The 17,564-nt window shown below is 68.5% G+C and carries 14 protein-coding genes; 12 read left to right on the top strand and 2 right to left on the bottom strand.

Features of this window, described 5'->3' with window-relative positions:
• The first annotated feature begins 15 nt into the window (after nt 1–15).
• From FNH24_RS00070 to FNH24_RS00035, 8 genes are all read left to right on the top strand, one after another.
• Entirely contained in the window at nt 16–1,698 is a 1,683-nt protein-coding gene (locus FNH24_RS00070) for an ABC transporter family substrate-binding protein (RefSeq protein ID WP_152360100.1), read from the top strand.
• Between the two features lie 183 nt (nt 1,699–1,881).
• Entirely contained in the window at nt 1,882–2,868 is a 987-nt protein-coding gene (locus tag FNH24_RS00065) for an ABC transporter permease (RefSeq protein WP_152360099.1), read from the top strand.
• Nucleotides 2,869–2,875: 7 nt separating this feature from the next.
• Nucleotides 2,876–3,820 (top strand): ABC transporter permease, encoded by a 945-nt coding sequence (locus FNH24_RS00060; RefSeq protein ID WP_152360098.1) that lies wholly within the window; start codon nt 2,876–2,878, stop codon nt 3,818–3,820.
• A gap of 151 nt (nt 3,821–3,971) precedes the next feature.
• Nucleotides 3,972–6,095 carry an ABC transporter ATP-binding protein gene (locus FNH24_RS00055; protein WP_152360097.1) on the top strand — a complete coding sequence of 708 codons (2,124 nt, stop codon included), beginning with the start codon at nt 3,972–3,974 and terminating at the stop codon, nt 6,093–6,095.
• A 51-nt stretch (nt 6,096–6,146) separates the two neighbouring features.
• Entirely contained in the window at nt 6,147–7,865 is a 1,719-nt protein-coding gene (locus FNH24_RS00050) for an ABC transporter family substrate-binding protein (RefSeq protein WP_161605936.1), read from the top strand.
• A gap of 56 nt (nt 7,866–7,921) precedes the next feature.
• Entirely contained in the window at nt 7,922–8,425 is a 504-nt protein-coding gene (locus FNH24_RS00045) for a winged helix-turn-helix domain-containing protein (protein WP_217427968.1), read from the top strand.
• Between the two features lie 74 nt (nt 8,426–8,499).
• Nucleotides 8,500–10,740, top strand: a complete 2,241-nt coding sequence (locus FNH24_RS00040; RefSeq protein ID WP_152360095.1) for a beta-glucosidase family protein — start codon at nt 8,500–8,502, stop codon at nt 10,738–10,740.
• A gap of 140 nt (nt 10,741–10,880) precedes the next feature.
• Entirely contained in the window at nt 10,881–11,429 is a 549-nt protein-coding gene (locus FNH24_RS00035; protein WP_152360094.1) for an MmyB family transcriptional regulator, read from the top strand.
• Between the two features lie 47 nt (nt 11,430–11,476).
• Here the strand turns inward: FNH24_RS00035 and FNH24_RS00030 are convergent, their stop codons facing one another.
• Nucleotides 11,477–12,382 (bottom strand): phytanoyl-CoA dioxygenase family protein, encoded by a 906-nt coding sequence (locus tag FNH24_RS00030; RefSeq protein ID WP_152360093.1) that lies wholly within the window; start codon nt 12,380–12,382, stop codon nt 11,477–11,479.
• 70 nt (nt 12,383–12,452) lie between these two features.
• Between FNH24_RS00030 and FNH24_RS00025 the strand changes: the two genes are divergently transcribed.
• Nucleotides 12,453–13,388, top strand: a complete 936-nt coding sequence (locus FNH24_RS00025) for a helix-turn-helix domain-containing protein (protein WP_152360092.1) — start codon at nt 12,453–12,455, stop codon at nt 13,386–13,388.
• A gap of 142 nt (nt 13,389–13,530) precedes the next feature.
• Nucleotides 13,531–14,496, top strand: coding sequence for an iron-siderophore ABC transporter substrate-binding protein (locus FNH24_RS00020; protein ID WP_246186676.1), 966 nt, complete (start codon nt 13,531–13,533; stop codon nt 14,494–14,496).
• A gap of 329 nt (nt 14,497–14,825) precedes the next feature.
• Here the strand turns inward: FNH24_RS00020 and FNH24_RS00015 are convergent, their stop codons facing one another.
• A complete protein-coding gene (locus FNH24_RS00015) occupies nt 14,826–15,848 on the bottom strand; it encodes a LacI family DNA-binding transcriptional regulator (protein WP_161605935.1) in 1,023 nt (340 codons plus the stop codon).
• Nucleotides 15,849–15,953: 105 nt separating this feature from the next.
• On the opposite strand from FNH24_RS00015, the gene FNH24_RS00010 reads away from it, so the two are divergent.
• The gene (locus tag FNH24_RS00010) at nt 15,954–16,751 is read left to right on the top strand and encodes an SDR family NAD(P)-dependent oxidoreductase (protein WP_217427967.1); all 798 of its coding nucleotides are present in this window, start codon (nt 15,954–15,956) and stop codon (nt 16,749–16,751) included.
• Nucleotides 16,752–16,919: 168 nt separating this feature from the next.
• Nucleotides 16,920–17,372, top strand: a complete 453-nt coding sequence (locus FNH24_RS00005; RefSeq protein ID WP_152360090.1) for an iron chaperone — start codon at nt 16,920–16,922, stop codon at nt 17,370–17,372.
• Nucleotides 17,373–17,564: the final 192 nt, after the last annotated feature.

Raw genomic sequence — 17,564 nt, 5'->3', positions numbered from 1 at the left:
GGAAGGACCATCACCATGGGAATCGGAAGAAAGGCAGCGGTCGCCGCCATCGCGGCGGTCGCACTTTCACTAGCGGCTTGCGGTGGCGGGGGCACACCCTCGAACCAGCCGACCGTAGGCGCGAGCCAGCTCGCCACCGAGGCGCAGTTCAATGAGCAGCCGCGGGACAACGTCAAGGACGGGGGCACGCTGACCACCCCCACGACGGAGATCTCGCCGCAGTTCAACACATGGCAGGCCGACGGCACGCGTTACACCCTTGATCTCTGGCGCTGGTACAACCCGGTGCTCGCGCTCTTCACGCCGGACGGCACGTGGTCCGCGAATCCGGACTACCTGACGGATGTGAAGAAGGAGGAGAAGGACGGCAACACCGTCGTCACCTACACGATCAACCCGAAGGCGACCTACAACGACGGCACGCCGATCGACTGGAAGTCCTTCGAGGCGGCCTGGAAGACGAGCAGCGGCAAGGACGAGAAGTACCTGGTCAGCTCGACCGACGGCTACTCCCGGATCAAGTCCGTCACCAAGGGCGCCGACGACAAGCAGGCCGTGGTCACCTTCGACGGCATCTACGCCTGGGTCGACGGCCTGTTCAACCAGCTGATCCACCCCAAGGCGGTCGACCTCGACCTCTACAACAAGGGGTACGTGAACAACCCGCACGCGGAGCTCGGCGCCGGTCCGTACACGGTCGACAAGTTCGACCAGCAGAACGGCACCATCAGCTTCAAGCGGAACGACAAGTGGTGGGGCGATCCGGGCAAGCTGGACAGCCGCGTGTTCAAGGCGCTCGAGGATTCGGCCGCGATCAACGCGTTCAAGAACGGCCAGGTCGACGCGACCGCGGTCGGCACCAAGGACAAGCTGGCTCAGGTCCAGGGCATGGCCGACATCGACATCCGGCGCAGCGCCACCCCGTCGCAGTCGCTGGTCGTGCTGAACAGCAAGGATCCGCTGCTGGGCGACCTGAACGTCCGGAAGGCGATCTTCGAAGGCATCGATCGCAAGATCATCGCCGACATCGCGTTCCAGGGCCTCGACTACACCGAGGAGCCGGGCGGCTCGTTCAACCTGTACGGCTTCCAGAAGGGCTATCAGGACAACCTGAGCGCGGCCGGCTACAAGTACGACAAGGCGGCCGCCGGGCAGTTGCTCGATCAGGCCGGCTGGGTGCCCGGCGCCGACGGCATCCGGGAGAAGGACGGCAAGAAGCTGACCATCGTCTACCCGCTGCTGGGTGACGACGAGAACATCAAGGCCCGGGCCAACGCGCTGAACGCCATGATGAAGGAGATCGGCGTCGACCTGAAGCTCGAGCAGCACCCGTCGAGCGACTTCTCCAAGGTGTTCACCGGCAAGCAGTTCGGGATGTTCGCGATGGGCTTCGCCTCGTCCGATCCGTACGGTTTCGCGTACTTCTGCCAGGTGTACTGCCTGCCGAGCTCGCTGAACGCGTCCGGCACGGGCTCCGAGGAGCTCAACACGAAGATCGCCGACGTGGCCAAGATCGGTGACCCGACGGCGCAGATCGAGGCGGGCAACAAGCTGGAGTCCGAGATCTTCGCCCAGACCTGGGGCATCATGCCGCTGCTGAACGGGCCGACCATCATCGCGACCAAGAAGGGTCTCGCCAACTACGGCGCAGACATCTTCGGGGTCCAGAAGCCGCAGGACATCGGCTGGCAGAAGTGATTCTGACCGACTGATCTCGCAGTAACCGAAGGGCCGGTGGCGTTGACCACCGGCCCTTTGGCGTACCCGCGTGCAAATGTTTCAAGATTATTGAACTTCCCGGTGGAACCTCCACAAATCCTCGCGCGGCCGTTACAGTCAACCCCAGTTCTGTCGGGGACCTCGCTGGGGAGGAGACGGTCTGTGGGGAGATATCTGCTCCGCCGACTGTTGAACTACGTCATCCTGCTCTTCATCGCGGTCACGCTGTCCTACTTCCTGGCCGCGACCGCGCTCAACCCCCGGGCCCTGTACGAGGTGGTCAATCCGCCGATCGATCCGACCGCGATCGAGAACGAGCTGCGGGCCAAGAACCTGAGCGATCGGATCCCGCTGATCCAGCGCTGGTGGACCTGGTTCACCAGCGTGCTGCAGGGCGACTGGGGCATGGCGGCGGGGCCGCGTGGCGGGTTCGTCAACGAGGAGATCGGCCGTCGGATGTGGGTCAGCCTGCGGCTGATCACGATCGGTTCGCTGGTCGGTATGGTCGGCGGCATCGCGCTCGGCGCCTGGACCGCGACCCGGCAGTACAAGGCCGCCGACCGCGCCGCGACCGCGACCTCGCTGTTCTTCCTCTCGATGCCGACCCTGGTGGTGGCGACCGTGCTGTCCGTCCTGGCCACGGCGTTCAACCAGACCACCGGCCTGCGGGTGTTCGAGTTCGTCGGCGAGACCGGCGACCACGGCGACTATCCCCTGGCCTGGCTGGCCGACCGGGCCCAGCATCTGCTGCTGCCGTCGTTGACCTTGATCATCTTCAGCGTGGCCTCGTTCAGCCGGATCCAGCGCAACCTGATGCTGGACGCCCTCAGCGCCGACTTCGTCCGCACCGCCCGGGCCAAGGGACTGCCGAAGCAGAAGGCGATCATGCGCCATGCGCTGCGCACCGCGATGATCCCGACCGCGACCTTCTTCGCGTTCAACGTCGCGACCCTGTTCACCGGCGCGGCGTTCCTCGAGTTGATCTTCACCTTCAACGGGATGGGGATCTACGCGGTGCAGACGATCCTCGGCAACGACGTGCACGGCACGGTCGCCGTGGTCGCGTTCAGCGGCATCTGCGTGCTCACCGGCGCCATGCTCTCCGACATCCTGGTCGCCGCCCTCGACCCGCGCGTCCGGGTCGGCTGAGGCCGCCATGTCGGAACTGACGCCGAAGTCGATCATCGAGCCGGTCAGCGACGACATCATCGAGCCGGTGCCGGTCCGGACCGGTCGCCGGATGACCCGCGGTCAGCTGATCCTGCGCCGGTTCCTGCGCAACCGGACCGCGATGGTCGGTGTGCTGGTCTATCTGATCATCGTCGGCTTCGCGGTGATCGGCCCGCACCTCTACTACTGGGACTACACCGACGTCGACCGGCTGAGCTTCCTGAAGGCGCCGAGCTCGAACCACTGGTTCGGCACCACCCAGAGCGGCAACGACGTCTTCGCACTGACCATGCGCGGCCTGCAGAAGTCGATCATGATCGGCCTGCTGGTGGCGTTGATCTCGACCGCGGTCGCGGCCACGGTCGGCTCCTTCGCCGCCTACTTCGGCGGCTGGTTCGAGCGCGGCGCGCTGTGGGTGATCGACCTGTTGCTGGTGATCCCGTCGTTCCTGATCATCGCGATCATCACCCGCGGCGGTCCGCAGGGCCCGCAGGCCTGGCTGCTGCTGGTCGTGCTGCTCGCCGCCTTCGCCTGGATCCTCGACGCCCGCGTCGTCCGCAGCCTGTGTCTCACGGTCAAGGAACGGGAGTACGTGCTTGCCGCCAAATTCGCCGGCCTGCCCGCGCCGCGGGTGATCATCCGGCACATCATCCCCAACATCTCCTCGCTGCTGATCATCAACGCCACCCTCGGGGTCGGGTCGGCGATCCTGGCCGAGACCGGCCTCTCCTTCTTCGGCTTCGGGGTGCAGCCGCCGGACACCTCGCTCGGCACCCTGATCGGCCAGGGCCAGCGGATGGCCACCACCTTCCCGTGGATCTTCGCCTTCCCGGCCGTGATCCTGGTGGTGATGGTGATGAGCATCAACGCCATCGGCGACGGCCTGCGCGACGCCCTCGACCCCAACTCCACCTCCGGCGGCCGAGCATGATCGCCGCCGGTTCGTTCCCTGAGCCTGTCGAAGGGCTGCGGACGTCGTTCCCTGAGCCTGTCGAAGGGCAGGCCCGATCTCCTTGGCCCTTCGACAAGCTCAGGGAACGAACACCCAAGCCTCCACATCGCCCGAACCGGAGGGAGTCGTGATGAGCGCGCTGCAGGCCGATCCGGCGGTCGGCACGGTGCTGTCGGTCCGCGATCTCGAGGTGACGTTCCCCAGCGAGGCCGGACCGGTGCGGGCGGTGCGCGGGCTGAGCTTCGAGCTCAACGCCGGCGAGACGTTGGCCATCGTCGGCGAGTCCGGCTCCGGCAAGTCGGCCAGCTCGATGGCGATCATGGGCCTGCACCCGGAGCACACCCGGATCTCCGGCTCGGTCCGGCTGCACGGCCAGGAACTGCTCGGCCGAAGCGACGCGCACCTGTCCAGGCTGCGCGGCGACAAGATCTCGATGATCTTCCAGGATCCGCTGTCGGCGCTGACCCCGGTCTATTCGATCGGCGACCAGATCATCGAGGCGCTGCGGATCCACACCACGGTCAGCCGGGCCGCGGCCGGGCGCCGGGCGGTCGAGCTGCTCGACCTGGTCGGCATCCCCAACCCCGACGTCCGGGTCCGCGCCTTCCCGCACGAGTTCTCCGGCGGCATGCGGCAGCGGGCCATGATCGCGATGGCGATCGCGAACGATCCCGATCTGTTGATCGCCGACGAGCCGACCACGGCGCTGGACGTGACGATCCAGGCCCAGGTGCTGGAGGTGCTGAAGACCGCGCAGGCCGAGACCGGCGCCGCGTTGATCATGATCACCCACGACCTGGGCGTCGTGGCCGGGATCGCGGACCGGGTGACCGTGATGTACGCCGGCCGGCCGGTCGAGCAGGGCTCCTGTGACGAGATCTTCTATCGGCCGCGGATGCCGTACACCATCGGGTTGTTGGGCTCGGTGCCGCGGCTGGACGCCACCCACAAGGAAGCTCTGGCCACGGTCCAGGGCAACCCGCCGTCGCTGGTCAGCCTGGCCCCGGGCTGCCCGTTCGCACCGCGTTGCCCGATGGCGCAGGACCTCTGCACCGAGACCGAGCCCGGCCTGGAACGCACTGAGCACCAAGATCATGTCGCCGCCTGCCACTTCGTGCCCGAGGTGATGGAACGCGGCGGGGCGTACGCGAACATCTTCCCGACCGGCACCGGCGAGCCGTCCACGCTGGAACGCAGCCGGCGGGAGGACCGGGACACGGTGCTGCAACTGACCGGGTTCAAGCGGCACTATCCGCTGCTCAAGGGCGCGATCTTCCGCCGCCGGGTCGGCACCGTGTACGCCGTCGACGGGATCGACCTGGAGATCAAGGCCGGCGAGACCCTGGGCCTGGTCGGCGAGTCCGGCTGCGGCAAAACCACCACCCTGTTGGAAATCCTGAACCTCAAGGCCCCGACCGAGGGCAACGTCGTGGTCCTCGGCCAGCCGGTCGAGGAGCTCAACCGGGCCCGGCGCAAGCACCTGCGCCGCGACCTGCAGGTGGTGTTCCAGGACCCGATGTCGTCGCTCGATCCGCGCATGCCGGTGTTCGACATCATCGCCGAACCGCTCGGCGCCCAGGGCGTGCCCAAGGCGCGGATCGAGTCGCGGGTCAACGAACTGCTCGACCTGGTCGGCCTGGAGCAGGCCCATGCCGACCGCTTCCCGCAACACTTCTCCGGCGGCCAGCGGCAACGGATCGGCATCGCCCGCGCGCTGGCGCTGGAACCCAAGCTGCTGGTCCTGGACGAGCCGGTGTCCGCCCTCGACGTGTCGATCCAGGCCGGCGTGATCAACCTGCTGGACGAGCTGAAGAGCCGGCTCGACCTGTCCTATCTGTTCGTCGCGCACGACCTGGCGGTGATCCGGCACATCGCCGATCGGGTCGCGGTGATGTATCTGGGCCGGATCGTGGAGATCGGCGAGGTCTCCTCGGTCTACGGTGCGCCGGCGCATCCGTACACCCAGGCCCTGTTGTCGGCGGTGCCGATCCCGGACCCGGACGTCGAGCGCCGGCGGCAGCGGATCCTGCTCCGTGGTGATCTTCCGTCGCCGGCCAATCCCCCGTCCGGCTGCACCTTCCGGACCCGCTGCCAGCGCTATCTCACCCTGGACGAGACCCGCCGGGCCCGCTGCGACGCCGAGTATCCGGTGCTGGAACTGCTGCCCGGTGATCATCGCTCGGCCTGCCACTACAACGAATCGTCGGCGATCCTGCCGACGGAGGAGGGAGAGGGGGACGGCGCCCCCCAGTGACTCCCCACCCGCACGATCCGAACGACCATGATCAGATCTATTGGAGGAACCGTGAGAACAAGGAAGCTCTCTCTGGCCCGACTCACCGGCACCGCGGCCCTGGTCGCCGGGTTGCTGGTGGTCGGGGCCTGCGGCGGTCCCGGAGCGGGCGGCCCGTCCGACCCGGGCGGTGGACCGAGTCAGGACGCCGCCAACGCCCAGAACATCAACCCGCAGGACCGGTCGGCTCTGCAGCAGGGCGGCCGGGTCCGGCTGGCCATCTCCGACTTCGGCACCAACTGGAACCCGAAGCACGTCGACGGCAACAACGCCGACATCTCCGACGTCCGGGACCCGATCTTCCCCTCGGCGATGGACTACGACGCCAGCGGCAAGGCGACGCCGAATCCGGAATACCTGGAGTCGGCCGAGGTCACCCAGGAGGACCCGACGGTCGTCACGTTGAAGCTGAACCCGAAGGCGGTCTGGGGCGACGGTGAGGCGATCGACGCCGACGACTGGATCGCGACCCTGCTGGCCTGCGGCCCGGACAAGGACAACGGCAACAACTGCGCCAGCCGGGACGGGTTCGAGCTGCTGGAGAGCGTCAAGGCCGGCGCCGACCAGAACGAGGTGATCGTCAGCTTCACCGGGCCGTATCCGGACTGGGCGAAGACGGTCGGCACGGTCTATCGCGCCGAGTCGATGAACACCCCGGCGGCCTTCAACAAGGGCTGGGCCGACATCTCCACCAAGCCGGAGTGGCTGTCCGGTCCGTTCAAGATCAAGTCCTATGACAAGACCCAGAAGGTGATGACCGAGGTCCCGAACGAGAAGTGGTGGGGCGAGAAGCCGATGCTGGACGAGGTCACCTTCCGCGCGATCTCCTCCGACGCCACCGCCTCGGCCTTCGTCAACGACGAGATCGACGCCTTCGACGTCGGGCCCGACCCGGACGCCAACCAGCGGGCGCAGACCGCGCCGAACGCCGAGGTACGGCGCGCCGGCGGACCCGACTACCGGCACTTCACCTTCAACCAGAAGGCCGGGCTGATGGCCGACCAGGCGATCCGGCAGGCGATCGTCCGCGGCCTGAACCGGACCGAGATCGCGGCCTCCGACCTGGCCGGGCTCGACTGGCCGGCGGAGTCGAAGAACCACAACCTGTTCAACGCCAACCAGGAGGGTTACCGCGACATCGCCCAGGAGACCGGCCTGGACTACGACCCGGAGAAGGCCAAGGCCGACCTCGAGGCGGCCGGCTGGAAGGACGCCGACGGCGACGGCATCCGGGAGAAGGACGGCAAGAAGCTGACCGTGAAGTTCAGCCAACTGGCCGGCGTCCCGGTCTCGGAGAACGAGGCCAAGCAGGCCCAGTCGCAGTTGAAGAACATCGGCATCGACGTGCAGATCGTGGTGGTCCCGATCGCGAAGTTCCAGGACGGCAGCGTGCTGTCCGGCGGCGAGTTCGAGATCATCGCGTTCTCCTGGATCGGCACGCCGTATCCGTACGGCTCGATCAGCCAGATCTTCGGCACCGGCTCGGATTCCAACTACAGCAAGGTTTCCATCCCGCGGGTCGACGAGATCGCCAAGGAGGCGGCGTTCGAGACCGACCCGGCCAAGCGGATCGAGTTGGCGGCCGAGGCGTCCAAACTGATGTGGGAGAGCGTCTGCACGCTGCCGCTGTATCAGCGGCCGGAGCTGGTCGCGACCAAGAAGTCGCTGGCCAACTACGGCGCGTTCGGCATGGGTACGACGACCTGGGAGAACATCGGCTACCTGAAGTGACGCCGTCCCGTCCCGAATAAGGTAGGGGCAGCCGACGGGACGGAGAACGGAGAGCGATGCCGCGCGACGACATGGCGGAACTGGCTGCCCGGATCGAGCGGTTGGAACAGCGGCTCGACGATGGGGTCGCGGCGACGCCCGCCGCGACTCCGTCGGTCGGGCAGGAACGGTTCTGGCTGCTCGACGAGTTGCGCCGCCGTGCCGGTGACTCGGCGATGATCTACGCCGGGCTGGCCGACCTGCCGAACGGGCCGGTCGCCTGGCAGGTGGGCCACGACCCGGTGGCGCTGCTCGATGTCGACTGGGTGGACCTGGCGTCGCGGATCGCAGCGCTCGGTCACCCGGTTCGGCTGCGGATCCTGCAACTGGTGCTCCGCCGCACCGCGACCACCGCGGCCGAGCTGTCCCGGACCGAGGGCCTCGGGACGACCGGGCAGGTCTATCACCATCTGCGCCAGTTGATCGCCGCCGGCTGGCTGCGGACCGGCTCCCGCGGTGTGCACGAGGTCCCGGCCGAACGGGTGATCCCGTTGTTGATCATCTTGGCGGCGGCCGGTTGAACGGGCCCCGGATCGGGGAACGGACAACATCGGGGTCGGTCCGGCCCCGGGTGGACGGAGAGGGAGGCGGAGCAATGGCGGATCATGATCGGCCGGCGTCGTTGACGCTGGCGGAGAAGGCGGCCCTGACCAGCGGCGCGACCGCATGGACCACGCAGGATCTGGAGCGGTCCGGGGTGGAGTCGGTGGTGCTCGCCGACGGTCCGCACGGGTTGCGACGGCCCCGACCGGACGTCGACCCGCTGCAGCTGGGCGGCAGCCTTCCGGCCACCTGTTTTCCGCCGGCCGTGGCCCTCGGCTCCAGTTGGGATCCCGAGCTGGCCCGCCGGGTCGGTGCCGCGATCGGTCTCGAGGCCCGCGCGGCGGGGGTCGGCGTCGTGCTCGGCCCCGGCATCAACCTCAAACGATCACCGCTGTGCGGCCGGAACTTCGAGTATCTGTCGGAGGATCCGCTGATCTCCGGCGTCCTCGGCTCCGGCCTGGTCGCCGGGATCCAGAGCCAGGGCGTCGGCGCGTCGGTCAAGCATTTCGCCGCCAACAACGCCGAGCATGATCGTTTCCGAGCCAGCTCTGAGGTCGACATCCGCCCGCTGCGGGAGCTCTATCTTCGCGCCTTCCAGCGGATCGTCACCGAGCAGCAGCCGTGGACGGTGATGGCCGCCTACAACAAGATCAACGGCGTCTACGCCACCGAGGATCCGTGGTTGCTGACCGAGCTGCTGCGCGACGAATGGGGTTACACCGGGCTGGTCGTCTCCGATTGGGGCGCGGTCGACGACCCGGTGGCGGCGATCGGCGCCGGGCTGGATCTGATCATGCCGTCGACCGGCGGCCGGTCCGACGTCCTGATCACCGCCGCCGTCGAGCGCGGCGAGCTGGACCAGGCCGCCGTCGACCGGGCCGCCGGCAAGGTGCTGGAGCTGGTGGACCGGGTGGCTACGGCCGGCTCCCGGCCGGTGCCGACCTTCGATCGCGACGCCCACCACGCCCTGGCCCGGGAGGCCGCCGGGCGCTGTGTGGTGCTGCTGCGCAACGAGGGCGGCATCCTGCCGCTCGACCCCGGCAGCGACGAGTCGATCGCGGTGATCGGCGAGCTGGCCCGGACACCGCGCTATCAGGGCGCCGGCAGTTCCATGATCAATCCGACCCGGCTGGATCTGCCGTTGGACGAGATCATCGGCTTCGCCGGCGACGACCGGGTGCGGTTCTCCCCCGGCTATCGCCTCGACGCGGCCGAGCAGTCCGACGTGGAGTCGCTGCGGGCCCAGGCCACCGCGGTGGCCGCGGCCGCCGACGTCGTGGTGGTGTTCCTCGGGCTGGCGGCGGCCGAGGAGTCGGAGGGATTCGACCGTCAGCACCTCGAGCTGCCCGCGGCCCAGACCACGCTGCTGGACGCGATCCTCGCGGTCAACCAGCGGGTCGTGGTGGTGCTGTCCAACGGCGGTGTGGTCCGGGTCTCCGGCTGGCAGCACCTGGTGCCCGGGCTGATCGAGGGCTGGCTGCTCGGCCAGGGCGGCGGCGGGGCGCTGGCCGACGTCCTGTTCGGCCGGGTGAACCCGTCCGGCCGGCTGGCCGAGACGATCCCGGTCAAGCTGTCCGACACCCCGGCCTACCTCGACTTCCCCGGCGAGTTCGGCAAGATCAGATACGGCGAGGGGATCTTCGTCGGCTACCGCTACTTCGACGCCCGCGATCTGCCGGTGGCCTTCCCGTTCGGGCACGGGCTGTCGTACACGACCTTCGAGTACGCCGCCGCCCGGGCCGAGGCGGTGCCGAACGGGATCCGGATCCGGGTCCGGGTGATCAACAGCGGCGACCGGGCCGGCCGTGAGGTGGTGCAGGTCTACGCCGGGCTGCCCGGCTCCCAGATCACCCGGCCGCCGCGGCAGCTGATCGGCTTCACCACCGTCGACCTCGCCGCGGGCGAGTCCCGCGAGGTGGAGCTGATCATCCCCCGGAGTGAGCTGGCCTACTATCAGCCGCAGCTGTCCCGCTGGCTGGTGGAGGGCGGCCAGTATCGGATCGAGGTCGGCGGCTCCAGCCGCGATCTCCGCGGCATGATCATGGTCGAGGTGCCCGGCGACGATCCGGGCGTCCGGCTAACCGCGACCTCGAGCCTGGCCGAGTTTCTTGCGGTGCCGCAGGCCGAGGCGGTGCTGCGGCACCTGTTGGACGGCCATCCGATGGGAGCCATGCTGGACGATCCGGCGTTGGTGTCCATGATCGGCTCGATGCCGATCCGCCGGATCGCCGCCTTTCCCGGCAGCACCATCAGCGACGATCAACTGCAGGCACTGCTCAGCCAGCTCTCGTAGCCGCCGCGGATCCGATCTGATCATGTTTCCGGGTGTTTCTTGATCAGAATTCGGCAACCGAACCGGTTTACCTCTGATATCAGAGTTATCAGTCGGCCACAAGGCTGCATAATCATGCGGCAGCGCCTTAGAATCGAGCCGTGGCGGACAATTCCCGCTCCCGCCCACAACTCGGGAGCACGATCCGGCCGACGGTGCGAGCCGTCCTCGATCGACTCGAGCCGACTCCCTCGTTGGTGATCAACCGCGTCGGCGACATCATCGCCTGGACCCTCGGCGGCGAACGATTGTTCGGCCCGATCGGCCTGCTGGACGGTTCCCCGCCCAACGTCAGCCGCTACGTGTTCACCGACGCTCGGGCCCGGCGAGTGATGACGGACTGGAGCCGGGTCGCGGACGCCACCCTGCATCAGCTCCGGCGCAGCGGTGACAGCCCGGAGGCCAATGCCCTGATCGCGGAGCTGTCCCGCGACTGCGGCACGGACTTCACCGACCGGCTGCAGGCCATCGCCGGCACCGGCGCCGCCTTTGGTGAGGCGCCGGTGCAGCATCCGACGGCCGGGCCGCTGCGGCTCGCGTACGAGACGCTCGATCTGTCGATCGTCGATGATCAATATCTGGTCATCTGCCTGCCCGCCGACGATCGCACCCGGCAGGCCTTCGACCGGCTGGCCGACAGCCCCGACTGACCCGACTGACCCGACTGACCGAAGAGCGGATCAGCACGAGCCGGTGATCACACGCTGCCGGCACTGCAGAAGGCGCCCGGCGTGTGCGCCGTGTGCACCACCCGGAGCTCGGCCTCGGCGTCTCCCACCGGCACCGGCCGAAGTGCCTCGTCGACCCGCCACTGATAGAGATCGCCGGCGTCGGGTCGGTCGGCGTAGGCCGCCAGCCCGAGCGGCAACAGACGCAGCCGGGTGTCCACCCACGCCGCATCCCACGGCCCCTCGGCGAGGATCTGCTCGGCCGGCCGGAACTCGTAGTAGATCGTGCGGCGCAAGGCGTTGCCCCGGGTCGCCGGCGAACCGTGGACGATCATGGTGTCGTGCACCAGCACGTCGCCGGGCCGCAGCTCCACCTCGATCGCGCCGGGGAGATCCCAGTCGGACTCCTCGGTCAGGGCACAGATGTCGGCCGGTCCGCGCTGCGACCCCGGGACCACCCGCAGCGCGCCCTGCCCGGCGAGCGAGTCGTCCAGATAGATGTCGATGTTGAAGATCCGGTGGTTCCGCGGATGGACCGCGTCCTGGTGCCATGCGATCGGCGCACCGTCGCCCTCGGCCTTGAACACCAGCGATTCGTAGGTGGGCACGAAGTTCGGCCCGGCCAGGCTCTCCGCGATACCGAGGATGTGTGGTGATCCGAGCAGCTGCAGGGACACCGCGGAGCCCTTGCCGTGGACGTAGTCGACCCGGAACATCACCTCGTCCCCGTCCCGGGACGCGAACTTGAAGTCCGCCTCCTGCCCCGTCGGCCCGGCGTGCAGCCGGCCCTGGTCCATCCACTGTTCGGTGGCCCGGCGCAGGTCGTCGAGCAGGCCGGCCGGGATCCGGTTTCGCAGGATCAGGTAGCCGTTACGGTCGTAGAAGTCGACCTGATCATCGTCGAGCCGATGCTCTCGCGTCGTTGTCGCACTCATGACCCCACGCTAAGATCCGAGCCGATGCCAGGTCTTCCTGGTCCGTCGCCAGAAAGTCCTGGATTCTCGGATGAGTCAGCGCCAGCCACTGCTCCGCGAGCGGTACGGCCTCGCCTGCTGGACCGGCTCCGCCCGGGCGATGGAGAGCGCGCACGCCCACGACGAGGTCGAGCTGAACCTGTCCGCGGCCGGGCCGCTGCACTATCTGATCGGCGGCCGGGTGCAAACGCTGCCGGCCGGCCGACTCGGGCTGTTCTGGGCCAGCACGCCGCACCAGCTGATCGGGGTCGATCCGGACGCGAGCCTGATCTGGATGACCATCCCGCTGACCACCTTCCTGTCCTGGAAGCTCCCCGGCCCGCTGCTCGGGGCCCTGTTCCGCAACGAGATCGTCAGCGCCGCCGGCCCTCGGTCTCAAGATCATGATCATGATCATGACCACCGGCCGCCCGGCCGGCCCGTTGCCGATCATGAGGCCGACGCCGATCCCGGTCCGGTCCGGGACGAGGAGCTCGACCGGGCCGTGATGCTGCGCTGGGCCGAGGAGATCGGCCGCTCACCGGCCCATTCGGAGATCGTCGAGCTCGAAGCCCGGGCCGCCCTCTACCGGCTGGCTCTCCGCCTGGCCCCGGCCGGCGACGACCATGATCATCCCGGCCCGGCCCGGTTCGCCGGCACCCCGGTCGCGGCGATGACCGGCTTCCTGTCCCGCTCGTTCCGGGAGCCGATCCAGGTCGCCGACGTGGCGGCGGCCGCCCATCTGAGCCCGCAGCACGCGATGGAGCTGTTCCATCGCACGATCGGGCTCACCATCGGCGGCTACCTGCTGCAGTGCCGGATCGCCGAGGCGCAACGACTGCTGGTGACCACCGACGCCCCCGTCACCCGGATCGCCCTGGAATCCGGCTTCGGCTCCCTCAGCCGCTTCCACGCCGCCTTCAAGGCCGCCACCCGCACCACCCCCGCCCGCTACCGCCGCACCACCCCACCCCCGACCCGCCACTAGTGCACGCGTTTCTGCGGCGTGTCGGCGCACAAGTGACGTCTCGATCGGAGAATCCCGGGGCGACCCTCCGACGTGTGGAGTTAGCATTGCCTAACTCGAGGTTGTCAGGCCTGATGACTTCGCCGATTCGGAAAGGTATCCCGTGCGCCGACTGTTCGCGATCTTCGCCGGCTTGGCCATGCTGCTGACCGCGGCCTGTCAGGGCACGGCCGATGCTCCCCCGGACGCCGAGGCGGCCGCCGGCTTCCCGGCCACCATCGCGACCAAGTTCGGCGATGTGACCGTCGAGTCGAAGCCGCAGCGAGTCGTCGCCCTGGGCTGGGGCGACGCCGAGACCGCGCTGGCCCTGGGCGTCCAGCCGGTCGGCGCGAGCGACTGGCTCGCCTTCGGCGGCGAGGGCGTCGGGCCCTGGGCCAAGGGGCGCTACACCACGCCGCCGGTGATCATCGGCACCCTGGAGCCGTCGTATGAGCAGATCGCCGAACTGGCCCCGGATCTGATCTTGGACGTCAAGAGCTCCGGCGACCCGGCCCGGCACGAGCGGTTGAGCGCGATCGCGCCGACCGTCGGCGTACCGGAGGGTGGGGACAACTACCTGACCAGCGCCGACCGGCAGACGACCATGATCGCGGCGGCGCTCGGCGTACCGGAGCAGGGCGACCAGTTGCTCCAAGACATCGACCGCGCCTTCGCCGACACCGCCGCGGCGCATCCTCAGTTCAAGGACAAGACGATCACCGTCGCGGCCTTCACCTCCGAGGGCTGGGGTGCCTACGTCTCCGCCGCCGATCGGCCGAAGTTCCTGTACCGGTTGGGATTCGTACCCAATCCGGCGATCGAGAAGGAGCGGCCGGACGGCTTCTCGGTACGGGTCTCCAACGAACGCCTCGACCTGCTGGACGGTGACCTGTTGATCGTGCAGCCGATCGGCAAGACCGCCGCCGACGTGATGAAGATCAGCACCTTCCAGGCCATCCCCGCGGTCCGCGACGGCCGCTATCTGATCTTGGACGACTCCGCCGTCCGCCTCGCCTTCAGCCTCAACTCTCCCCTGTCCATCCGCTACGCCCTCGACACCGTCACCCCCCTCCTCGCCTCCCGCCTCTAACCCCCGCCGACCCGTCACATCCGCGGGCGTTTCGACGGCGTGTCGCAGCGGAGGTGACGGCTCGATCCGCACGAAGGGCGGACCCGGTCGTCTTCACCAACCCGGATACCGCGCGGAGCGGCACGGTGGGCACGTACCGGGATCGGGGCGGACAGGGCGATCACGGCCATCGGGATCGGCATTCTCACCATTGATCATGATCACGTCCGGGCACGTCCAATCCTCAAGAACGATGCCCTGTCCCTAGGAACCAGCCGCGCACCCCGTCGACCCGTCACATCTGCTGCGACACGCCGCCGAAACGGCCGCGGATGTGACGGGTCGGCGGGTTAGGGAGCGGGTGGGGCGGTGGAGGAGCGGAGGACGAGTTGGGAGCGGTCCTTGATCATGATCTGTTCGCCGCTGCCGCCGGAGATCAGGTCGAGCAGCATCGTGGCGGCGGCGTGGCCGAGCGCGCGTTGAGGCACCTTGATCGTGGTCAGCGGCGGCGTTGTCTGCGCCGCGACGACGTGCTCGTCGATGGTGATCACGCTGAGGTCGGCCGGGACGTGCAAGCCCCGTTCGCGGAGGCCGCTGAGCACGCCGAGGGCACTGACCAGGCCGTCGACCGCGATCGCCGTCGGTCGATGATCTTGCCCGGCGGCCAGGATCTCCAGCACGGCACGCTTGCCGCCGGCAAAGGTGAATTCGCCGTCCCGGCGCCACTCCGGCACGACCACCCGGCCGTGCCGGCGCATCGACTGCTCGAAGCCCGCGTGCCGCCGGACGCCGGTGTCGCTGTGCAACGACCCGCTGACGTGCGCGATCCGCCGGTGGCCCAGCCCGACCAGGTGATCGATCATCAGGTCGACGTTGTGCGGCTCGTCCAGCACCGCCGACGCCGGCGCGTCCGGGGCACCGCGCTGGACGAAGACCGTGGGCAGCCGGAGTCGCTCCAGATACTCACCGACCGGATCCTCGACCACCGCGAACGCCGCGAGCACCCCGTCCACCACCCCCTCCAGGTTGGGCAGCTCGGGCTCGGGATCCGCCCGCCCGGCCCGTACCTCCGCGATCAACACCGTGTAACCGTGCCGCAGGCAGGTCTCCTGAACCCCGCGCAGCACCTCGGTGAAGCCGAAGTTGTCCAGGTCCGGCACCAGCATCGCGATCGCCTGGTGCCGCCGCAGCCGCAGCCCGCGCGCCTGCGTGTTGGGCCGATAACCGACCGCCGCCGCCGCGACCTGGACCCGACGCACAGTCTCCGGCCGGTAGCCCTCGGTCCGCCCGCGCAGGATCCGCGACACCGTCGAGTACGTGACGTCGGACTCGGCGGCGACATCCCGCAGTGTCGGCCGGACTTCTTCACTCACCGCCCCATCATGTCGCCCTTCCACCCCGACTTGTCAGAACTAGGGGCTGCCAGAGCGTCCCCTGGTTCTGACAACTCGGGGTTTTGGGAGGCATAGGGTCGGGCCATGATCGGCATCGACCTCAGCGGGAAGACCGCGCTCGTCACCGGATCCACCCAGGGCATCGGCCGCGCCATCGCCGCGGGATTGGCGCGGGCAGGGGCGGCCGTCGCGGTGAACGGGCGCAGCGAGGACTCCGTCCAGCGGGCGATCCAAGAACTCGCCGCCGACGTGCCGGAGGGGCGATTCGTGGCCGCGGCCGGCGACGTGTCCACCGACGAGGGCGTACGGGCCGTGCTGGAGTCGGTGCCGACGACGGACGTGCTGGTCAACAATCTCGGCATCTTCGGCGCCCAGCCGGCGTTGGACATCGACGACGAGGAGTGGCGCCGCTACTTTGAGGTCAACGTCCTCACGGCGATCCGGCTGATCCGCGGCTACCTGCCGACCATGATCGATCGCGGCTGGGGCCGGATGATCAACATCGCAAGCGACTCCGCAGTCGTGATCCCGACCGAGATGATCCACTACGGGATGACCAAGACGTCGCTGCTCGCCGTGTCCCGCGGCTTCGCCAAGGCCGCTGCCGGCACCGGAGTCACAGTCAACTCGGTGATCGCCGGGCCGACGCACACCGGCGGGGTGGAGGATTTCGTGTACGAGCTCGTCGACTCCGAGCTGCCCTGGGAACAGGCGCAGCGGGAGTTCATGCGCACGCACCGACCGCAATCCCTGCTGCAGCGACTGATCGAGCCCGAGGAGATCGCCAACCTGGTCGTCTATCTCGCCTCACCGCTCGCCTCGGCCACCACCGGCGGCGCGGTCCGGGTCGACGGCGGCTACGTGGACTCGATCCTGCCTTGACCCTGCCCCACCACCCCGACTTGTCAGAACTAGGGGACGCCCTGGCGTCCCCTAGTTCTGACAAGTCGGGGTTTGGTACGGGGCGATTGATCAGGTTTCAAGAAGTCTCGGCGGCTGAGGTCCTCCTAGCATGAAGATCGTTCCACCTACGAGCCGAAGGAAACTCCGATGACCGCAGCCAAGAAGTCCAGCAGCAAGAAGACCGCCGAGTCCTATGACGGGTTCAGCGCCGACGAACGCTCGGCGATGAAGGAGCGGGCCAAGGAACTCAAGGCGGCCAAGGCCAAGGAGGACGGCGAGGCGGCAGTGCTGGAAAAGATCGCCGGCCTCCCGGAGGCGGAGCGCGCCATCGCCGAACGGCTGCACGCGCTGGTCAAGGCGTCCGCTCCCGAGCTGACGGCGAAGACGTACTACGGGATGCCGGCGTACGCCAGGGACGGCAAGATCGTCTGCTTCCTCCAGCCCGCCTCGAAGTTCGGCACCCGCTATTCGACCTTCGGCTTCGAGGCCCCGGCCAATCTCGACGACGGCTCCATGTGGCCGACCCATTTCGCGCTGACGAAGCTGACCGCCGCCGATGAGAAGAAGCTGGGCGCGCTGATCAAGCAGGCGGTGAGCTGACGGTTTCAGCCGGGCGGCCGCGTCACGCGGCTTCCTGCTGCAGTTCCCCGATCAGGCTGTCCGCCCCGACGAAGACGGCTCGGCCCTGGCGGACGGATTCGGTGATCCGCTCGACCATCTTCGGCTTGTCGGCCCGGACCGCAGCCACCCAGTCCATCGGGGCCCCGGTGTCCGGGTCGGCGTCGACCCCCC

The sequence above is a fragment of the Microlunatus speluncae genome (assembly GCF_009299835.1).
GTDB classification, from domain to species: Bacteria; Actinomycetota; Actinomycetes; order Propionibacteriales; family Propionibacteriaceae; genus Microlunatus; species Microlunatus speluncae.
This window is presented reverse-complemented; position numbering and strand designations above follow the sequence as displayed.

Coding starts and splice junctions, on each gene's coding strand:
- FNH24_RS00045 (WP_217427968.1), top strand. CDS start 7,922: ATGCCGCGCGACGACATGGCGGAACTGGCTGCCCGGATCGAGCGGTTG.
- FNH24_RS00025 (WP_152360092.1), top strand. CDS start 12,453: ATGAGTCAGCGCCAGCCACTGCTCCGCGAGCGGTACGGCCTCGCCTGC.
- FNH24_RS00040 (WP_152360095.1), top strand. CDS start 8,500: ATGGCGGATCATGATCGGCCGGCGTCGTTGACGCTGGCGGAGAAGGCG.
- FNH24_RS00005 (WP_152360090.1), top strand. CDS start 16,920: ATGACCGCAGCCAAGAAGTCCAGCAGCAAGAAGACCGCCGAGTCCTAT.
- FNH24_RS00070 (WP_152360100.1), top strand. CDS start 16: ATGGGAATCGGAAGAAAGGCAGCGGTCGCCGCCATCGCGGCGGTCGCA.
- FNH24_RS00010 (WP_217427967.1), top strand. CDS start 15,954: ATGATCGGCATCGACCTCAGCGGGAAGACCGCGCTCGTCACCGGATCC.
- FNH24_RS00055 (WP_152360097.1), top strand. CDS start 3,972: ATGAGCGCGCTGCAGGCCGATCCGGCGGTCGGCACGGTGCTGTCGGTC.
- FNH24_RS00030 (WP_152360093.1), bottom strand. CDS start 12,382: ATGAGTGCGACAACGACGCGAGAGCATCGGCTCGACGATGATCAGGTC.
- FNH24_RS00060 (WP_152360098.1), top strand. CDS start 2,876: ATGTCGGAACTGACGCCGAAGTCGATCATCGAGCCGGTCAGCGACGAC.